At 33.6% G+C, this 16922-nt stretch carries 14 protein-coding genes; 7 read left to right on the plus strand and 7 right to left on the minus strand.

Features of this window, described 5'->3' with window-relative positions; all coding sequences use genetic code 11:
• Positions 1-16 precede the first annotated feature (16 nt).
• Positions 17-1243 (plus strand): hypothetical protein, encoded by a 1227-nt coding sequence (locus tag SMAR_RS02140; RefSeq protein WP_011838726.1) that lies wholly within the window; start codon positions 17-19, stop codon positions 1241-1243.
• A 16-nt stretch (positions 1244-1259) separates the two neighbouring features.
• Here SMAR_RS02140 and SMAR_RS02145 read toward each other — a convergent pair whose 3' ends face one another.
• The 7 genes from SMAR_RS02145 to SMAR_RS02175 all read right to left on the minus strand — a co-directional run bounded on the left by SMAR_RS02145 (position 1260) and on the right by SMAR_RS02175 (position 7744).
• Positions 1260-1928 (minus strand): hypothetical protein, encoded by a 669-nt coding sequence (locus tag SMAR_RS02145; protein WP_052833785.1) that lies wholly within the window; start codon positions 1926-1928, stop codon positions 1260-1262.
• Between the two features lie 3 nt (positions 1929-1931).
• Positions 1932-2525 (minus strand): phosphatase PAP2 family protein, encoded by a 594-nt coding sequence (locus SMAR_RS02150; RefSeq protein ID WP_011838728.1) that lies wholly within the window; start codon positions 2523-2525, stop codon positions 1932-1934.
• 9 nt (positions 2526-2534) lie between these two features.
• Complete coding sequence (locus SMAR_RS02155; protein ID WP_011838729.1) at positions 2535-3665, minus strand: DNA primase; 1131 nt, start codon at positions 3663-3665, stop codon at positions 2535-2537.
• 255 nt (positions 3666-3920) lie between these two features.
• Positions 3921-4457 carry a hypothetical protein gene (locus tag SMAR_RS02160; RefSeq protein ID WP_011838730.1) on the minus strand — a complete coding sequence of 179 codons (537 nt, stop codon included), beginning with the start codon at positions 4455-4457 and terminating at the stop codon, positions 3921-3923.
• The gene (locus SMAR_RS02165; RefSeq protein WP_011838731.1) at positions 4454-5503 is read right to left on the minus strand and encodes a helix-turn-helix transcriptional regulator; all 1050 of its coding nucleotides are present in this window, start codon (positions 5501-5503) and stop codon (positions 4454-4456) included. Before SMAR_RS02165 ends, SMAR_RS02160 begins: the two co-directional genes overlap by 4 nt.
• A gap of 117 nt (positions 5504-5620) precedes the next feature.
• Positions 5621-6457 carry a hypothetical protein gene (locus tag SMAR_RS08510; RefSeq protein WP_011838732.1) on the minus strand — a complete coding sequence of 279 codons (837 nt, stop codon included), beginning with the start codon at positions 6455-6457 and terminating at the stop codon, positions 5621-5623.
• Between the two features lie 51 nt (positions 6458-6508).
• On the minus strand, positions 6509-7744 hold the full coding sequence (locus SMAR_RS02175) for a hypothetical protein (protein ID WP_011838733.1): 1236 nt from the start codon (positions 7742-7744) through the stop codon (positions 6509-6511).
• 151 nt (positions 7745-7895) lie between these two features.
• Here SMAR_RS02175 and SMAR_RS02180 point away from each other — a divergent pair, with 151 nt between their 5' ends.
• The 6 genes from SMAR_RS02180 (at position 7896) to SMAR_RS02200 (ending at position 16919) form a co-directional block, all read left to right on the plus strand.
• Entirely contained in the window at positions 7896-8543 is a 648-nt protein-coding gene (locus tag SMAR_RS02180) for a hypothetical protein (RefSeq protein ID WP_011838734.1), read from the plus strand.
• A 114-nt stretch (positions 8544-8657) separates the two neighbouring features.
• A complete protein-coding gene (locus tag SMAR_RS02185; RefSeq protein WP_011838735.1) occupies positions 8658-10178 on the plus strand; it encodes a bifunctional ADP-dependent NAD(P)H-hydrate dehydratase/NAD(P)H-hydrate epimerase in 1521 nt (506 codons plus the stop codon).
• An 82-nt stretch (positions 10179-10260) separates the two neighbouring features.
• Complete coding sequence (locus tag SMAR_RS02190; protein ID WP_011838736.1) at positions 10261-15366, plus strand: S8 family serine peptidase; 5106 nt, start codon at positions 10261-10263, stop codon at positions 15364-15366.
• A gap of 74 nt (positions 15367-15440) precedes the next feature.
• Entirely contained in the window at positions 15441-15611 is a 171-nt protein-coding gene (locus tag SMAR_RS08515) for a hypothetical protein (RefSeq protein ID WP_169696926.1), read from the plus strand.
• A 17-nt stretch (positions 15612-15628) separates the two neighbouring features.
• Positions 15629-16216 carry a YkgJ family cysteine cluster protein gene (locus SMAR_RS02195; protein WP_011838737.1) on the plus strand — a complete coding sequence of 196 codons (588 nt, stop codon included), beginning with the start codon at positions 15629-15631 and terminating at the stop codon, positions 16214-16216.
• 79 nt (positions 16217-16295) lie between these two features.
• Positions 16296-16919 (plus strand): DUF8183 domain-containing protein, encoded by a 624-nt coding sequence (locus SMAR_RS02200; protein ID WP_011838738.1) that lies wholly within the window; start codon positions 16296-16298, stop codon positions 16917-16919.
• Positions 16920-16922 lie beyond the last annotated feature (3 nt).

Raw genomic sequence — 16922 nt, forward strand, 5'->3', positions numbered from 1 at the left:
TATTAGGGTTATTGATTTGGCTAGCGTTTTAGAGGAGCTATCTAGGAAAAATTCATGGTTGATTATGCTTTTAATTATTCTATTTAGTATAATAAGTCCCAGTATTGTTTACGGGAATAAATCATTGCCTATTCAATCAATTAATTACAGTAAGGAATCTAGTAGTAATGATATCAGAGTTTCAGGCTTATATATTGCAATGTATACATTAGAGGCATCGGGAATCTATGCTAATAAATATATGTTACAAAAAAGTCTGAGTGGAACAATTAGGTTAAGCATAGCATATGAGATAGCTATAAATGTCACGTTTCACCCCAATAGTAGAATATATGATTACGAATACGAGTTAACCAGTTTCTATGTTAGCGGTAATAATGTTAAGAAATCAATTATAGAAGCAATCAATAAATCCATGGACAATCTTATAAATAAGACCTTTAGGGAATCATCTGATTCAGTGGATCCAATGATAAAATTAAAAGTTAAAAATTTCTCTGCCACTTTGATGAAACCTGGTAGAAAAGGAGGCGTAACAGGTATAACAATCTTTGATGATGTCTATTGTTACGAGATAAGATATTATTATATGGGTAGCCTCGAGAATATGAGTTATATAGACACAGTCAGCATGTACCGTGAAATAATAACAGGTATTCCATTATACTATTATGAGATCACATATAGTAGGCATAATTTAGGATACATTAGAGAAAAAATACTTGTAATAAACAATGGTTTAGGACAGGGATTATCAAAAATAATAGTGACCAATTCAACATTTTTCACATATGGAAAGACAGGGAGTATTGGAAAAATAGGTTTTATAGGATTAAATACATCATCTACAAATATTCAAATGGATGTATCTGTTATAAATGAAACTATTCAGATGAATATTACTAGTTATGCACCATATAGAGTATTATTGTTGTTGGATAGTAAAGCAGATATTAAGTATTCAAATATAGATTTAATAAAGTATAATGCTTCAACCATAGTATTGTATGTATCAGAGATCTTTAATAAACCTCAGAATGTACGAATCGAACTTAAAGGAGCGTCGATCAAGCTCCATGAGAGAAACGATCTCGTAGGGTTAAAGGGTTTAACTGTTGAGGAAAGAGGAGTATTATCGCTCTCAGATGCGATATTTGTCATTATAGTTGATATATCACTTATATTGATCGTTATAGAACTTATTAGGATCGTATACAGGAAAGCTAAGTTATTCAACTATTGATAAATAGAAATTTTCATTATTTCCATCTATATATTAGCACAAAGAAGATCACGATTAATATAAGGGTTATAGCGAGGAATAACAGTAAAGCGTTCGGTTCAGTATTCATTAAACTACTTGTTATAGAAACACTTGTAGAGTTTGTATATGTTCCCTGAATTAATGAAGTATTAGTTTTCTCAGAGCTAGTATAATTTGTGGTCTTAGATAAGCTCGTAGTTGTTGATTTCGAGAATGATTGGGTACATAGAGGTTTATTTATTAGAATTATTTCATACTCGTTCATTGTTGTTCGATCAGTTATTATGCCGTAAACTAGTATTCTGCTCTCGCTATCATAGTATAGTTCATAAATTAATGTTTGGTTATTGTATAGAATATGTATTGTATTATATGTTGTTAATCCCTCACCTGTATCGATCTCTATTCTTGTTTTCTCAACTGAAACATTGAGTTTATCGAAAACGTTCTCGTCATAAATATATGGAACATATGTATTGTTAAACTTAAATGTTATATTATATGAGCCGCAATACATGCATTTATGTGTAATATTATTGTCCGAAATAATTTTATAGCATATTTTTTCCTTTGGCGTACCTGTAGAAAGCAAAACAATATTGTAATTAAAGCTAATAAGTAGAAGGAGCAAAAGAATTAATAGTGCCATGCTAGATCGCTTCACGTATTAAACACCACTATATACAATTAAATATGATATATATGTAAATGTTATTCCCACCATAACCCCCATTATTAGTTGTGGTATGGTGTGTCTTCTCAAATAAAACCTTGAATACGCCGTTATAAAAGCTATAAGATATAATATGATGGCATCGATCCAGTATCCTAAAAAGTAGAAATAAGTTGCTGGACCAGTTATTCCAACCAAGTGTATACTGATCTTATATTTTAAACTAATAAGTAAAGATACAAATCCATTTACTGAATAAGATAGGGCGAGAAAAATTATTTCATTGCTACATCGAAGATATAGTATTAAAGCCAAAGTTATGAAATAGAAAATCGTCACAATACTGAAGGGATATATCCTAGTAGACCGATTAGGATAATCCCACTCATATCCTCGTCGAAAAGCAATAAATAATGGGAATATAAGAGGGATTATAACAAGCCCTATGAAGAGAATAGTAAATGCAAGAAAATCATCAATTATTTTATCAATTGCTAATCTTAAGAGTATATATAATGCTATGAATGGTGCTGAAAACATTGCAGAAATATATTCGTGAATTTTAGTTTTAATCCCATTATTAAACACTACTAATAATCACCGTGATGCTTGTTTTGTTTTAGTTTCTTTACTGGTTTTCTTCAAATATTTCATTCGTACATTATATTTATATACAGCCAATGGATTCTTTCCACCTCTACATTGACCGTTTATAGGGCAAAGATTTAATGTTTTCATAGATTCACAACTATATGGTAAATATTTTTTCCTAGAACCTCTGAGACCGGCTATGTGTTCCAATTGATACCGAGCTATTTTCTCATTAAAATCTGGCGCGTTTTTAAAGAATTCCAGCATTGAGTCGATATCCATACCTATTCTTGCCAGGAACGCAGCAATAGTGAATCTTTCGTGATGCCCTAGGTTCTCCCCTGATCTAAGCCTATTGAGGAGTATTTTCATGCATGGTGGAAATGCTTCAAAATCTATTACTCCCTCAGTGTTTTTCTCTATTTCAATGTCTAGCATTCTCTTCTGCATCCATTCAATTTCGTCTAAAATTTTTCTGGCTTCCTCTATTAGTTCCCGGAACTTATTTTCTTCAACCTTTATATTCTCTATAATATCCAATATTTTATGGTGTATAGCTTCTTCTAGTATTCTAGAAAAAATTTTCTTGTTTAAGAATACTTTTCCTCTATGCACAACTTGGTTAACTAAAGAATATTTTGGATCCCGTGCCAGCCTTTTAGCTGTGAGTTTTAAGTAATCTTTTAAATCAATACCGATCGGTCTGGGTTCAAATATTGGTTTATTTCTTTTTAAATCGATAGGAATTAATGGATAGTTTCTTGATAATTCAGCTTTGATTCCAAGTATATTGGATATTTTCAATAATGTATTGACTGGTTCATTTTGTAAATATCTATATGCGTGCTTCGCATATGTAACCGCGACTATGCTTGAAAGTTTCTTATCTTTTAAAAGCTTAACTATTGAGATTAATGTATAGAATGCTAATACTTCGTCTTCACTAGTAGATTTCGGAGGCGGTATTTTTCTTTTTGAAACTATTGATTTAAGCAAAACCATAGCGCGGAGTCTTGGATAATTATTAGGCATAGATATGATATCAGATAGTTTTAGTCCTGGCCATCTATAGTTTAAGGTATCTTTTAGGTCTGCTAGGAATGGGTAGTTTCTATAATCTATTATTGTTACAGCCAAAACATACACCCATGTTATCAGTGGGGACGGGTTTCGTTCATCAACATATATTCACGCGATGGCGTATTCATCATCCCTATACTTTATATCGTATATAAAAGGAGATATTCAGTTTTTATGTTTTTAAAAGAGGCGGGTTCAGCGCTTTGGCCCCACATCACGCTTGTTCAGGCGACCTCCCAAGATGGGAGGTCCCCATTCATCATTTACCCGCCGAGATAGAATTATTTGGTTTATGCTCTGATAAATATTCTTTTAAACAGTTTGTTTTACCTCGAAATATATTGCTTCTCTACCACCCACTCTAGTTCCAGGCTTTACTCTAAAAAATAATACTCTACCATTAGGCTCTACACGGTATGGAACACCTAGTTCTGCCTTAACTATTCTAGCGTTCTCAGGCATAAACCAATACACTATATATTCATACTCAGCCTCTTCTTCCTCATAGATGTTTTCATAAATGTTTAAGCCTTCTTTTAGTTCTCCTTTGAACTCTATGAGGAAAACAATATATGCGATCTCAGGTTTTCCCCTAACACCGATTTCTACATCTACGACTTTGGGCGGAGCTTCTACACCATTTATAAGAACTTTCTCTTGGTCAAGATAATACTGCATATTGTTTGCTAGAAACATTCTTTCCTCCTCGAGCTTCATAGGCTTTGATAATAACTTCCAATAATAACGATCTGGATCCCAATAATCAAATACTATTACTTGATCCACCAATCCTGTTTCATGCATGTAGAAGTATCCATGTGCATATAGTGGTGTTATATTATCGCTCATTCTTTGCTCTTCTCCTCAGATTTTATTTTTCCATAAATTTCTTTCCCCTTCGGGGTTAGTTTCACAATATTATATTTGCCTTTACGAATTATTTCGACAAACCCTTCTTCAGACAATCTCTTTACTCTCCTACTTATTGTTGATTTCGGTCTACCAGTAGCTCTAACGAGATCGCTTTGTTTAATTTCTCCCCCCAAATCGCCGATTGCCACAATAATATCCCTTATTGTTTCATCACTGAAAATATCGCCTGGAGCAATTGTTTCAACCTCTACACCTGCTCTATGTCTTCTCCATATCAGATATAGTAATAGTAATGTTGCTATTACTATAGCTGATATAAGTATTAGATCATTGGTTCCCAGAATTGCTAATGGTTGTTGCTGAACACTAGTTTCCATACTTGTAGTTGGCGAAGTCATAGGGGGAGTCGTTATTTCTTCAAAGCCTTTCTCAACGATTATTATAGTGTAGGGTTGTGGATCATTTAATTCTATTGTGACCACATCTTTACTGCTTGTTATGCTTACGTTCAATGATGGATACACATCTACAGTATAATTACCTATAATTCTTATCTTAGCATACATGTTGTTAGCAATTGAGAAGTTTGATAAATCCATTAGTAAACCGTAAACTCCAATACCGATCTCGTCGAGATAATTATATATGGCATATCTAACTAGAACACTTTTTGTAGCGTTAAATACTAATTTTACCACGTTTCTCTTCTTATCGACGCTATAGCTTAGATATACGTTTTTGTGAGTAGGTGAATAACTTATATTTATTAGTTCATAGTATCCCTTACCACCTGTAGGTGGGGGAATAAGTGGCACATCAATCTCTATTAATTGGTTTGGTACTGTATTTAAAGAGATGTTTTCTTCCACAAAACCTAGATCGTCCGTTACATCATAGAAGACATCTATAACAATTCTATAAACATATAAATTCTCCTGTAAATATGCAGGTGTCATACTATTCAATACAATAAACAATGCTACGAACAATAATAGAGACATTAATGAAACATTTTTCAGCAATATAGTAATCCCCGTCACAGTTCTAACTTTAATTTTAACATACCAAAATAGTGTTTATTGCAATAAGTATTAAAACAATATGTTTGTACATTAATAAAAAATATTTCTTTATTTTATCTATCTCCTTAATAATAAGGCAATCAATACTGCAACTGCTAAGACAACAATGATCAATCCTATCATGAACGGGGATAATCCAAGAGTTCCTCCAGGTGATAGAGTACTTGGAGAAGTCGTAGTCGTGGTTGTAGTCGTAGTGGTTGTAGTTGGAGGTGGAGCAGTTGTAGTTGTAGTAGCAGTAGGCGATGTTGTGGAGGTAATAGGTGGTGACAGGATAGATGATGTTGTCGTAGCCGTTGTTGTAGTGGTGGTTGCGGTCGTAGTTGTTGCAAATAATGATTTCTCGATATATATTGCGTAAATGTCTGGATTATTTATTTTTATAATTGTTAATCCATTGTCGTATTCTACATAACTATTATCTGGATCAGTTGAAACATTGAAAATATCAGGCAACACTATTTCGACAGAAACATTTATCCCGCTCAGCGGAGATAAATCTAATATTCCGCTATAGGCATTTATTCCTACTTCATTCATGAACCCTGATATTTCATAAGTTATTGTTAATGTATTCGTGTTGTTGAACAATATTGTTATTGATGTGTTTTCATCAATGTAAGTGTATGGAAATACTTGTCCCTCGCTTCCCGTAACATTTATGATATTATTAATGTTGTCTGCTACAAGTGGTAGATTTATCATTGCATTTTCCATTGTATTAGAAAACAATATCTCGTAAGTCACTATTCCATAATCCGTGTATGGATCATATACTATCTTAATATCTATTCCCTTAACACTATCCTCCATGCTTTGTGCGTTACAATAAATACTAGTACCTAATACTAAGAATATAACTATTAATAAAGTTGAAACAACATACTTACGCATACTAAATCACCATATAGTAGTAAAAATGAGTGACCAGAAAAAATATTTTGATTAATGATGGCCGTGACCGTGATGCATTATATGTATTGTGATTACCATGTTTAATATATGTGTAAGATTTACGTGTACACCTGTGTCATTTTCTATGTTTATCTCTAACTGGTTCAATACTTGTTTTAGTAAATTTATTCCGGTAGCATTGGTTTCGTTTTGAACATTCTTCACTATTGTTCTTATATAGCTGTATAATGACCACATATTGTTTAATCTATGTTTAAGTCTCCATTCTCTAATTGCTTGTCCCTGTGGGCCTGGCAACTTGGAGCCGGTGATTATCACTAAAACAACTGTTTTAGTTATATAGTTTGCAGTCATATTATTGAATCTTTCCTTGTATGTTTCAACCATTAATCTAATATGTTTTCTTAGGTCTTCAATATCTTTGATCACACCTTTTCTGAGTTTTTCCATTATTTTCGATTTGATCCATCCAGGCATGTGCTCAATTAGTTTCTCCATAACTTTCCTATCTACTTTCCTAACGATTATTTTCTCAGTAATTCTTTGTGTCTCGCCAAGGTTTAGTTTTTCAATGAATACTGATTTAATTACCCATGCATATGCTCTTATGTATTCATGATATGCTCTCACAGCATAGCTTAGTGCGCGCCCCGTATAGTTCATCTTTAATAATTGTAAGCTAGTATTTATCTTTCCAGTTGCATCAGCAACTATGAAATCAACTATTCTTAGAGGAGTCACATTGAATTGTTCAGAGATATTCTTAGCTTCACTAACTAGATCCTTTATTTCTTTAGCTTTCCCTATTACTGCTAAAACTGTATTATTTGTTAATGTATGGTTTTCTCCTAGATTACTCCTAATAGTTTTCCCGAGCACTGGATATGCTACTATAGGTGCTCTACTATATATTGCTGCAGCAGCTAATGCTAGAATTGTTGCTTTTGTCTCGTTTGTACTGCTCATATTGATTGCTTTCTCCAAGAGGTAATCTCCATGTTTGAGTAGCATGTTTGCTAATGTTATGTTTTGTGCTTGTCCCCATTCAAACATTGGATACGAAACATTTCTAACAGTATATGCTAGATCTAATGCTTCACTAAATGGTATTGTTAAGTTGAATCTTACCGTAATATTTTCATCTTCTCCTTTTCTTTCTTGTTCCTCGTCGGCCAGTACAAGTGATGCTGACACTGAGATCATTGATAACGTTACCAATACTATTAGGATTAATCCAGCAATTTTGAGGTATGTGTTGCTTATCATGATTCATCCCTCCTTTTCCTTCCAGACTCTGTTGGATTACTTTATAGTTCAGTTTATAAAAGGGATATCATGATACAGTCAATAGTGCTGGAACCGTTTCAGGCTTGGAACGATGGAACAAACTGGAACAATTGACTGAGGCGGGTAGTTGTTGAATAAATGGATCTATCAGCAATTATTTAGTTGTCCAGCAATAATAGTTCTAGGATATTTCCATACTGTACACCATGAAGGAGTAGTTTTGTTCCCCATACTTAACTATAGAGTTAATATTTTGTTGGGAAGGAATGAAAAAAGAATAATCAATAATATTCCTAAACAGTTACTACCTAGTAGAATAGAGAGAATATGTATGAATATTGCTGAGGGCAATATATACTCATCTGATTTCCTCACAAATGCTATTATCAAGACAATGTTTTATGGAGGATTCAACGTTTTCATAAATAGAAATTCTGAAGCTGTTCCAGTAGTTTTGGATTTAATCAATACATCTACATACAAGTTCTTTCTAGAAACAAATAATGTAGTGATAGCGGGGTTTCCGTCAACTAGACTAGAAAGTTGGGTAATATTTGCTACAGCTTTAAGAACGGGTGATATAGAGCTTTTCAAGGAAGCATGTATTGATCTAAGAGGAGAAATTACTGCGGAAAAATGCAGTATTAATACACCATATGGTCGATTACTAGTGATCCCCAAAGATTATTTCAAAAAAATTGAACGGGCTAGAAAAAATTATATTGAAATAGTTCCCGATAACAATCCTATTCGCCACGTAGTAAAAATAAATCGTTGACATAAATTTCTGGAAGCTACGGAAAATAAATACAAGTATTATATGTTTGAATTTATCTAGGGATAATGTGGAATAGCATGATATATGTTAGACAAAATTATGGGGTTGATCTCTTTGGTTATAACAGTTAATGAGATGAGAGTTCTCGAAACAAACACTATAGGATTAGGTATTCCTCTTATTAGGCTAATGGAGGCTGCTGGTAAAAGTGTAGCTGATACAATTGCCTCGCGCATCTCCCCAAAAGAGGCTGATAAAACAGTCGTATTGATGGGTAGAGGCGGAAATGGCGGTGATTCACTGGTGGCTTCTAGATACTTAGCTAGCAAGGGCTATCATGTAGAAATTGTTCCAGCATATAGACCCGAACTCATAAATCACCCGGATACTCGTGAAAATTACCAAATAGTTTCTAGAATGGACTCGATAATTATTCATAAACCTGGAACAATTGATCCTATTAGAAATGCTGACATAATAATTGATGGATTACTAGGTACAGGAGTTAAGGGCTCTCTTCGAGAACCTATAAAAACACTTGTTGAAGAAGCAAACAAGACTAATGCAAAGCTTAAATTAGCAATAGACACACCTACAGGCTTAAATCCCGATACTGGTGAGATACATGGAGTAGCTTTCAAAGCAGACGTTACTGTGACGTTCCATGATGTTAAGCCTGGTCTCTTAAAAAACCCTGACATAACTGGCGAGATAATTGTTGCAAATATTGGTATTCCCCCAGAAGCACAAACATATGTTGGACCAGGAGATGTTTTATACAATATTCCTCCACGCAAACCAGATACTCATAAGGGAATGGCAGGGAAAATAGCGGTTATTGGTGGAAGCTATAGATTTACTGGCGCACCAGCTTTATCGGGTCTCGCAGCATTAGAGGCAGGATCTGATCTAGCTTTTATAATAGTGCCGAGCAGTGTGAGAAATATTATAGCTTCTTATTCACCGGAGCTAATAACGCTCCCCTATGAAGGAGAATACTTGGAACCGAGACATGTTGAAACTATTCTTAAATATATTGAGGAGATACGTCCACATGTAGTAGTTATAGGTCCTGGTCTCGGCAGATTACCGGAAACACTTGAAGCAACTAAGAAGATTATTGATGAATTGTTGAGGAGAAACATTAATCTTGTAATAGATGCTGATGCATTACGCACAATAGAATTTGGAAAAACAATATTTAATGGAAGAACAGTTCTAACTCCCCATAGAGGAGAATTCAAAGCATTCACAAACATAGCCTTATCTGGAAAACCTGTAGAGGATATGGAAAAAGTAGTTGAAGCTGCAAAAACACTAAATGCAACCATTCTTCTCAAAGCACCAATAGATATTATTAGTGACGGGTACCAAATCAAGCTTAACAAAACAGGAAACCCATACATGTCAATCGGTGGGACAGGAGATGTCCTCACAGGCATAGTTGCATCTATACTAGCTAAAACCAATAATCCATTCATATCTGCATGTGTAGGAGCATATATTAATGGATTAGTAGGAGATTACCTCCTACATGAAAAGAAAACTGTCTCACCAATAAACATTATAAAAACTCTAAACTATGTAATAAATAATCCATTAGAGATCCATGTGAAGACTTATTTAAACAAGTAAATAATTTTTACATTTTATATCATAAATAAAATCATGGGTAACCCGCGAAATTGTCTGCTGACATGGTTGGGGATGCAATATAATGCATTTTAATACAGGCTTTGCCTCCACAATATTGATTATAATAATAGTTATTCACAGCACCATATATATTACCTATTATGTTGTAGACAATGAAAAACCTATTTATAAAAAATATTTGCCTAAAGCTTGGTTTACATTGAAAGATAGAGATCACGACTATATTAGTGATAAGCTTCTCAATAATCAAAACAAAATTGTTAGAGCAATAATTGTATTCTCAACAAGAATTAGTAGTTATCATCTCAAACTAATCCAAACATTAGGCGGAAAAATAATAGGTGGACCATGGAGAAATGTTTTAAACGGTATTGCAATAGAGATTCCCCGCAATAATCTCCAATCACTCAAAGAAGCTCTTATCAGAACAGATTATGATCTAGATGGATACTCAGACCTATTATTTATTGAAGAAGATACTAGGATGACCCCTGATCTACACTATGCTACTAGACAAGTAAACATTAGACCAAGAATATGGAATCTAGGTTTTAAGGGTAAATATGTTACTATAGCATTAATAGATACTGGTATAAATGTAAATGCTCCAGGAATTAATCGTAGCAAAATAATTTATTCCTATAACGCAACATTAACCGGTGTTGATCCATTAAGAGACGAATTAGATCATGGAACGCATGTAGCGTCTGTTATTATTGGTGAAAACAATGGGTCCAATGGAAACTTAATACTATCCAAAGGACCCTTTAATATATCTAATACGGAGAATCAAGACTACATAACAATTTTGCCAACTCCTATCCCAGTATATAGTATGGGGGAGTTAAAGGTCAAGGTATACATTGCACCCTATAATAATAGCTACTCATATGAAGCATACCTGTATAAGACAATAAATTATGAAAACGTCTTAGAAGCGATCAAGAATAATGATTTAGAATACGTATGCTCAAATAGTTCTTGGAAAATCAACCATATAAGTGATCCAGATGGAAACCTATACGTAAATGCTGAAACACTTTTAACATACAATGTAACCAGCAAAGATGATCATGGAAACTATGTTATAGGATTACGTCATAATTCATCAAATATCTATTTATGGTTTAATGCAAGTGTTCCATCAATAATATCTAGAGACAAATACCCGATTAGTACTGGTGTTGCTCCGGAAGCAAACATTGCTATATTTAGAGTAGCTGATAAACAGGGAAAAATTTATCTCTCATATGTTCTAAACGCGCTAGATGAGATTAGCAGGGTTAAGGATATATATAATATTAGTGTTGTAAGCATTAGTTTATCATCAACAATATACTCCGCATCTATGGAAGAAGCAACGAAGAATATAGTTGAACAAGGCATAGTAATTGTTTCTTCTACTGGGAACTATGGTGTAAGAGAAGGCTTGAACGCTACCGGTATTTATCCAGCTAGTTTTCCATGGGTTATAAGTGTTGGAGCTGTTAACGGATTCAATAATATAACATATTATACAACAATTGGCGGATATAGTTCTATCTATAACGTATCAAAACCTGACCTATTAGCGCCTGGAGGAGACTATGACCACATGATATATACTAGTGACTCAAATAATGAGGGAGATACCCCATTCTATAGCATGGCAAATAAGAACATATCCATTATTGATACTGAACCATTAGATTACGAAGCATCTATGGGTACGAGTATTTCAGCGCCAATGGTGGCTGGTGTTGCTGCAATACTTATAAGCATTCTTAGATCAACTAATACATCATCAAATCTTAGTCTCTGGGATAGAATTGTTGAAGACTATGGTATTGGAGCAAGTATGTTGATAAAGGAAATAATTGAAAGTTCATGCTACGAAACATATCCTCTAATAAGAACACTTAATGGAACAGTATCCTATGATCTAGTTAGAAACCAGTATAGTCCAAGCCTTGATCATGGATTAAAAGATATCTATGAAGGTTTCGGCGTATTAGATGCATATGCGGCGGTTAACTATACTGTTATGTTGAGAGACTATCTTCTATATCTTTATGGGTTAAGAAATAGTTATACATATGATTATAGTTTAAACAAAGATAATGTCCCAGCAATAATATATAGTGGCAATCTTAGAAATGGGATAATATATAATATAACAAAGTATTTTATGAAAGAAGATATATTATTTGGAAACTCGGTTGTTGGTATTCCTGTGCATTTTGAAAGATTTACATTGAAAATTAATGAGCATGAACTTGTATCTAGGTTTGGTGTGAGGATAACCTCTTACTCAAATGATCCTGTAAAGACTAATCTTGATGCCGACATATATTTACTGAATACTAATAGCTGGGATGCCCAATTATTAAATCATACAGTGGATGGATACGGAGTTCTTGATAAAATAACCTATATAGTGCCTCCCCCAACTGAATCTATAAATAATCATATTTACTATGTAGCAGTTAAACGAGCAACAGAGGATTCTTTTGGTGGAAGATTTAAACTAGTTATTGGGCCAGGTCTCACAGCAAAATTTGTTAATGGTAGCTATGTATGGATAAACTCTACAGCAGCTTCTTCTCCTAACATTGCAAAATATGGCCTCATAATCATATATTATCGGAACAGTACTGGAGTGTATCTGTATAAGCAGGTTATAACTACAACAACTAATCTAAATGGCTATGCACATGTATCGAGGCATGTTAACATAATTAATGGTAATTATTCTTTACAAGATGATTGGCAATGGTTTGTCAGCATAATTTATACTCGAGATCCTAGAGACCTACATAATATTTCTCAGGAAAACATTGTTGAAGGACCAGTATATGTAAAAGTACCCATAGGAGAACCTGTAAAACTATATTTATCCGGTCCACAAATGGTAATGAATAACGAATCGTTTAGAATTACTGCAACTCTATTTCTAAATGATACTGGGCAACCACTAATACATAAACAGATCCTATTCTATGAAAGCAGTGATCGCATGAACTGGACATATATAGGTTCATCAATCACCGACTCGAATGGTTCAGCCGAGATAATTCTTTCAAAACCTATAAATGGAATATATTACTATATCGCTGTATACCCCGGTGATAATATATCACAATATACTATATCGAACAATATATTACAAGTAAGAGTATACGGTGTAACAGCACTATATATTAATGTGTCAAAAACTAGTTTCTACACTATTGAACCAATTAATATATCTATTAAACTATTTTTAAAGAACAGAGGTATCCCGGTTAGTGGGGAGAGAATAGATGTTTGGTTAAGTTCTGATAACGGGGTAACTTGGCATAAGATCTTCTCGGGAACCACCGATCAAAACGGATATCTAAACTATACTTATATTTTCTTATCCAACGGCGCATATCTGCTAAAAGCAAATTATAGTGGAAGCTTTAAAAAATTATTATTCAATGCAGAATCAAACATAATATCTCTATCAATATATAGAACCCCTACACATATAGAGACTGAAACAAATAGTACAGATGTAAAAGTCTATGAAGCTGTAGTATTCACAATAGGTCTTAATTACACATATAATGGAATGGTTGGCCCAGTAAGAAACGCAAAAGTATATTTGGAACTATATAATACAACGCGGAATTCGTGGACAATAGTAAATATGACAAATACAGATTCTAATGGCTACGCATCATTAATTTATAGATTCACAAGTAATGAAACCTATATTTTTAGAGTTCGTTATGAAGGAAACGCAACATTTATACAAACAGTTACAAATACCATAATTATACATGTTAAAAAACTAAACACACATATTATAATAATAAATAAACCGATCAGTGGAGTAACCAAAAAACCTATCCATATATCAGCAAAACTTGTAGACGAAAATAATAGACCTATAGGAAACAGTTTGATCTGGCTCGAAAAACTAGTTAATAATACGTGGATTAAAATATCCCATAATACAACTGATGAAAACGGTATTGTATACTTGTCATGGATCGAGGATAAAAGTGGAATCTATAATTACAGGCTCCTCTTCGAGGGCAAAGACCATGTATATAATCCTTCCATGAATAATTTCAGTTTAACAATAGCATTAACATCTACAAAATTATCGTTAGCGAGCAATAGGAGTGAAGCATATGTTAATTCAATTCTCACATTAGTAGCTTATTTATATTCTAATAAAGCATCTATAAGACAAGCCACTATTTATCTTCAGAAACAAATTAATAATACTTGGATAACTGTCGAGAAAAATATTACTGATACAAGAGGTCGTACTATCTTCAAAATATATGAACCTTACGCAGGCAATTATACTTATAGAGCTATATATTATGGAAACATAACCTTTAGCGGAGCTATAAGCAATTACGTTGAAATCAGAATAATTCCTGTTAAAACATTTCTACTCCTAGAAGCCCCAAAGAATGCTTATGTAAAAGAAAAAATACTTGTTAGAGCCAGGCTCAATACTCTCCTCCCATATATCGAATCACTTGCTCAACAATGCATTGAACTATGGATTAGTATGAATGGAGTTAATTGGAGCAAGCTTGCCGTAAACTATACTGATCAATACGGTATAGCATATTTCTATATATCTCTCAACAATTCTGGAACATACTTGCTTAAAGCAAAATATAGTGCTCCCGGAAAGGATAGTTATAGGCAAATTTATAGTGATGCATATAGTGATACAGTACTTTTAAGAGTATCTAAGATACAGACTCTCTTATTATTGTTAACCAATACAACCAAGGTTGGAAAGTATGAAACAATATTGTTAACTGCAAGACTAGTAGATTATAAGTTATCCCCTATTGCTAATGCTACAATAGATTTCTATATTATAAATAATAATAAGCTAGTATATATTGGATCAGCAATAACTAATTCAACTGGATACGCAGTCTTAACAATAACATATAGCTTTGCAGAAACAACAACGTTTATTGCTGCATTTAATGGAACAAGCGAGTATCAAAAAGCACTTAGCAACTATGTTAAGGTGAAATATTTAGAAGAAAACATTAATTCTAACAACATTTTTGCACAAAATAATTTATTACTCTTAATCTTTTTCCTAATAATTCCACTAATAACTATTTTGATCTATGTTCTTCGGAGAAGAAGCACTCTATGGGAAGAGCCTAAATATTAATTGATATGATTAAAACTTAGGCATGATATATTACGGGCTCTAAACAATACCATAACTTGAGGAGGGAATATTCCATGTTTAAGCTTATCGATAAGAAAAAGAAGAAAAAAGAAAATACTGATGAAAACAAGGTTCCTCCTGGCATTATTCTTGACGATGACGAAGAACTAATGATTATTTACTCGGAGGAACAATATGGATCTGGATGTAGTACGTGTCCTTTTAGAGGATTTTGTGGTAGGTAGTGAGAGAGGTAACTGCTTTGACTAGGTATTATGTGCTTAAACTTGGAGATAAAATACGTTATAGATGCAGAAGAAGCGGTAGATGCTGCAGTACCGGGCCAAATGTTGCTTTGACAGCGTATGATATATGTAGAATAGCTAGATACATGAATGTTGATTGGAGAGAGCTTAGAGGTAAATATGTTATAGCCATTATAGCAGATATGATCGCTATACCTGCTCTTCGAGGAATGGGGGATGGAAAATGCGCGTTCCTCGAACACAGTAATGGTATTCCAACTTGTAAAATATACCCGGCTAGGCCACTAAGATGTCGATTATACCCATTTATTCCAGCTTCGCCCAGCAATCCTAATAAGATATATGTAGACCCCTACTGTCCAGGAGTCGGGATTGGCGAAGAAGTAGAGCCTCCATGGAAACTATTAAAACAATACTATAAAGAAGTAACAGAACATTATAGAAGAATGTATGATCTAGTATTTAAAGAAGGCTATGAACCATTAGATGCACTAGAAAAACTCATAGATGAAGTATGCAGAAAAGCTGAGACTAATCCTGAATGGACTAGTTATGAGTACCTCGACAAACTATATAATACATAACTTATATTTATGAATAGGTATATTGTTTATTATTAAGAAACTATTCATAAATCGCTTCTTTTGCGTGGTGGTTACAAATATGTCTAATTGTAGTAAAGCACTCGGAAAAATTATACAATGGTTAAAGCAGGGTTCTCCTAACTCCAAGAAACTTATAGATTTTCCATGGGAAGTTGAAGAAGAGAATGGAGTATATAAGGCTGTTAATCCAATGTTTCCTATATCAATATATATTAGTTGCGACGATGTAATAGGCGTCGTAAGATTACAGACACCACTAGATTTTGAAACAATTACTATGTCTAAAAATGAAAGATTGCTTCTATACTATAAATTGTTGAGACTAAGTATTGCTCCCATGATAAAATATGTATTAGTAGGTGATGAAGCTGTTCCTACTATAGTAGTTGATCTAAGTGTTAAGACGCTAGGCAAAAACGAGTTCAACGATGCATTGGCAATGCATTTAGCAGCTATAAATGCTATTATTAGAGAGCTAGGATTAGAGGAGAAATACAAGTCTAAATTATTCCTCGAGCTTTTATCCCTGGTGAAGAAGCATCTCGAGGAAGGATGGGGTAGAGAGAAGCTAGTTGAATATCTCGTAAAATATGCTAGGATCAATAAGGAACAAGCTAAGGAGATAATTGAAGCATTGCTTAAAGAAGTAGTTGGAAGATCAGAATCAAATATATATGCTTAAACC

The organism is Staphylothermus marinus F1 (genome assembly GCF_000015945.1).
Classification (GTDB): domain Archaea; phylum Thermoproteota; class Thermoprotei_A; order Sulfolobales; family Desulfurococcaceae; genus Staphylothermus; species Staphylothermus marinus.

Coding starts and splice junctions, on each gene's coding strand:
- SMAR_RS02200 (WP_011838738.1), top strand. CDS start 16,296: ATGTCTAATTGTAGTAAAGCACTCGGAAAAATTATACAATGGTTAAAG.
- SMAR_RS08510 (WP_011838732.1), bottom strand. CDS start 6,457: ATGCGTAAGTATGTTGTTTCAACTTTATTAATAGTTATATTCTTAGTA.
- SMAR_RS08515 (WP_169696926.1), top strand. CDS start 15,441: ATGTTTAAGCTTATCGATAAGAAAAAGAAGAAAAAAGAAAATACTGAT.
- SMAR_RS02160 (WP_011838730.1), bottom strand. CDS start 4,457: ATGAGCGATAATATAACACCACTATATGCACATGGATACTTCTACATG.
- SMAR_RS02190 (WP_011838736.1), top strand. CDS start 10,261: ATGCATTTTAATACAGGCTTTGCCTCCACAATATTGATTATAATAATA.
- SMAR_RS02175 (WP_011838733.1), bottom strand. CDS start 7,744: ATGATAAGCAACACATACCTCAAAATTGCTGGATTAATCCTAATAGTA.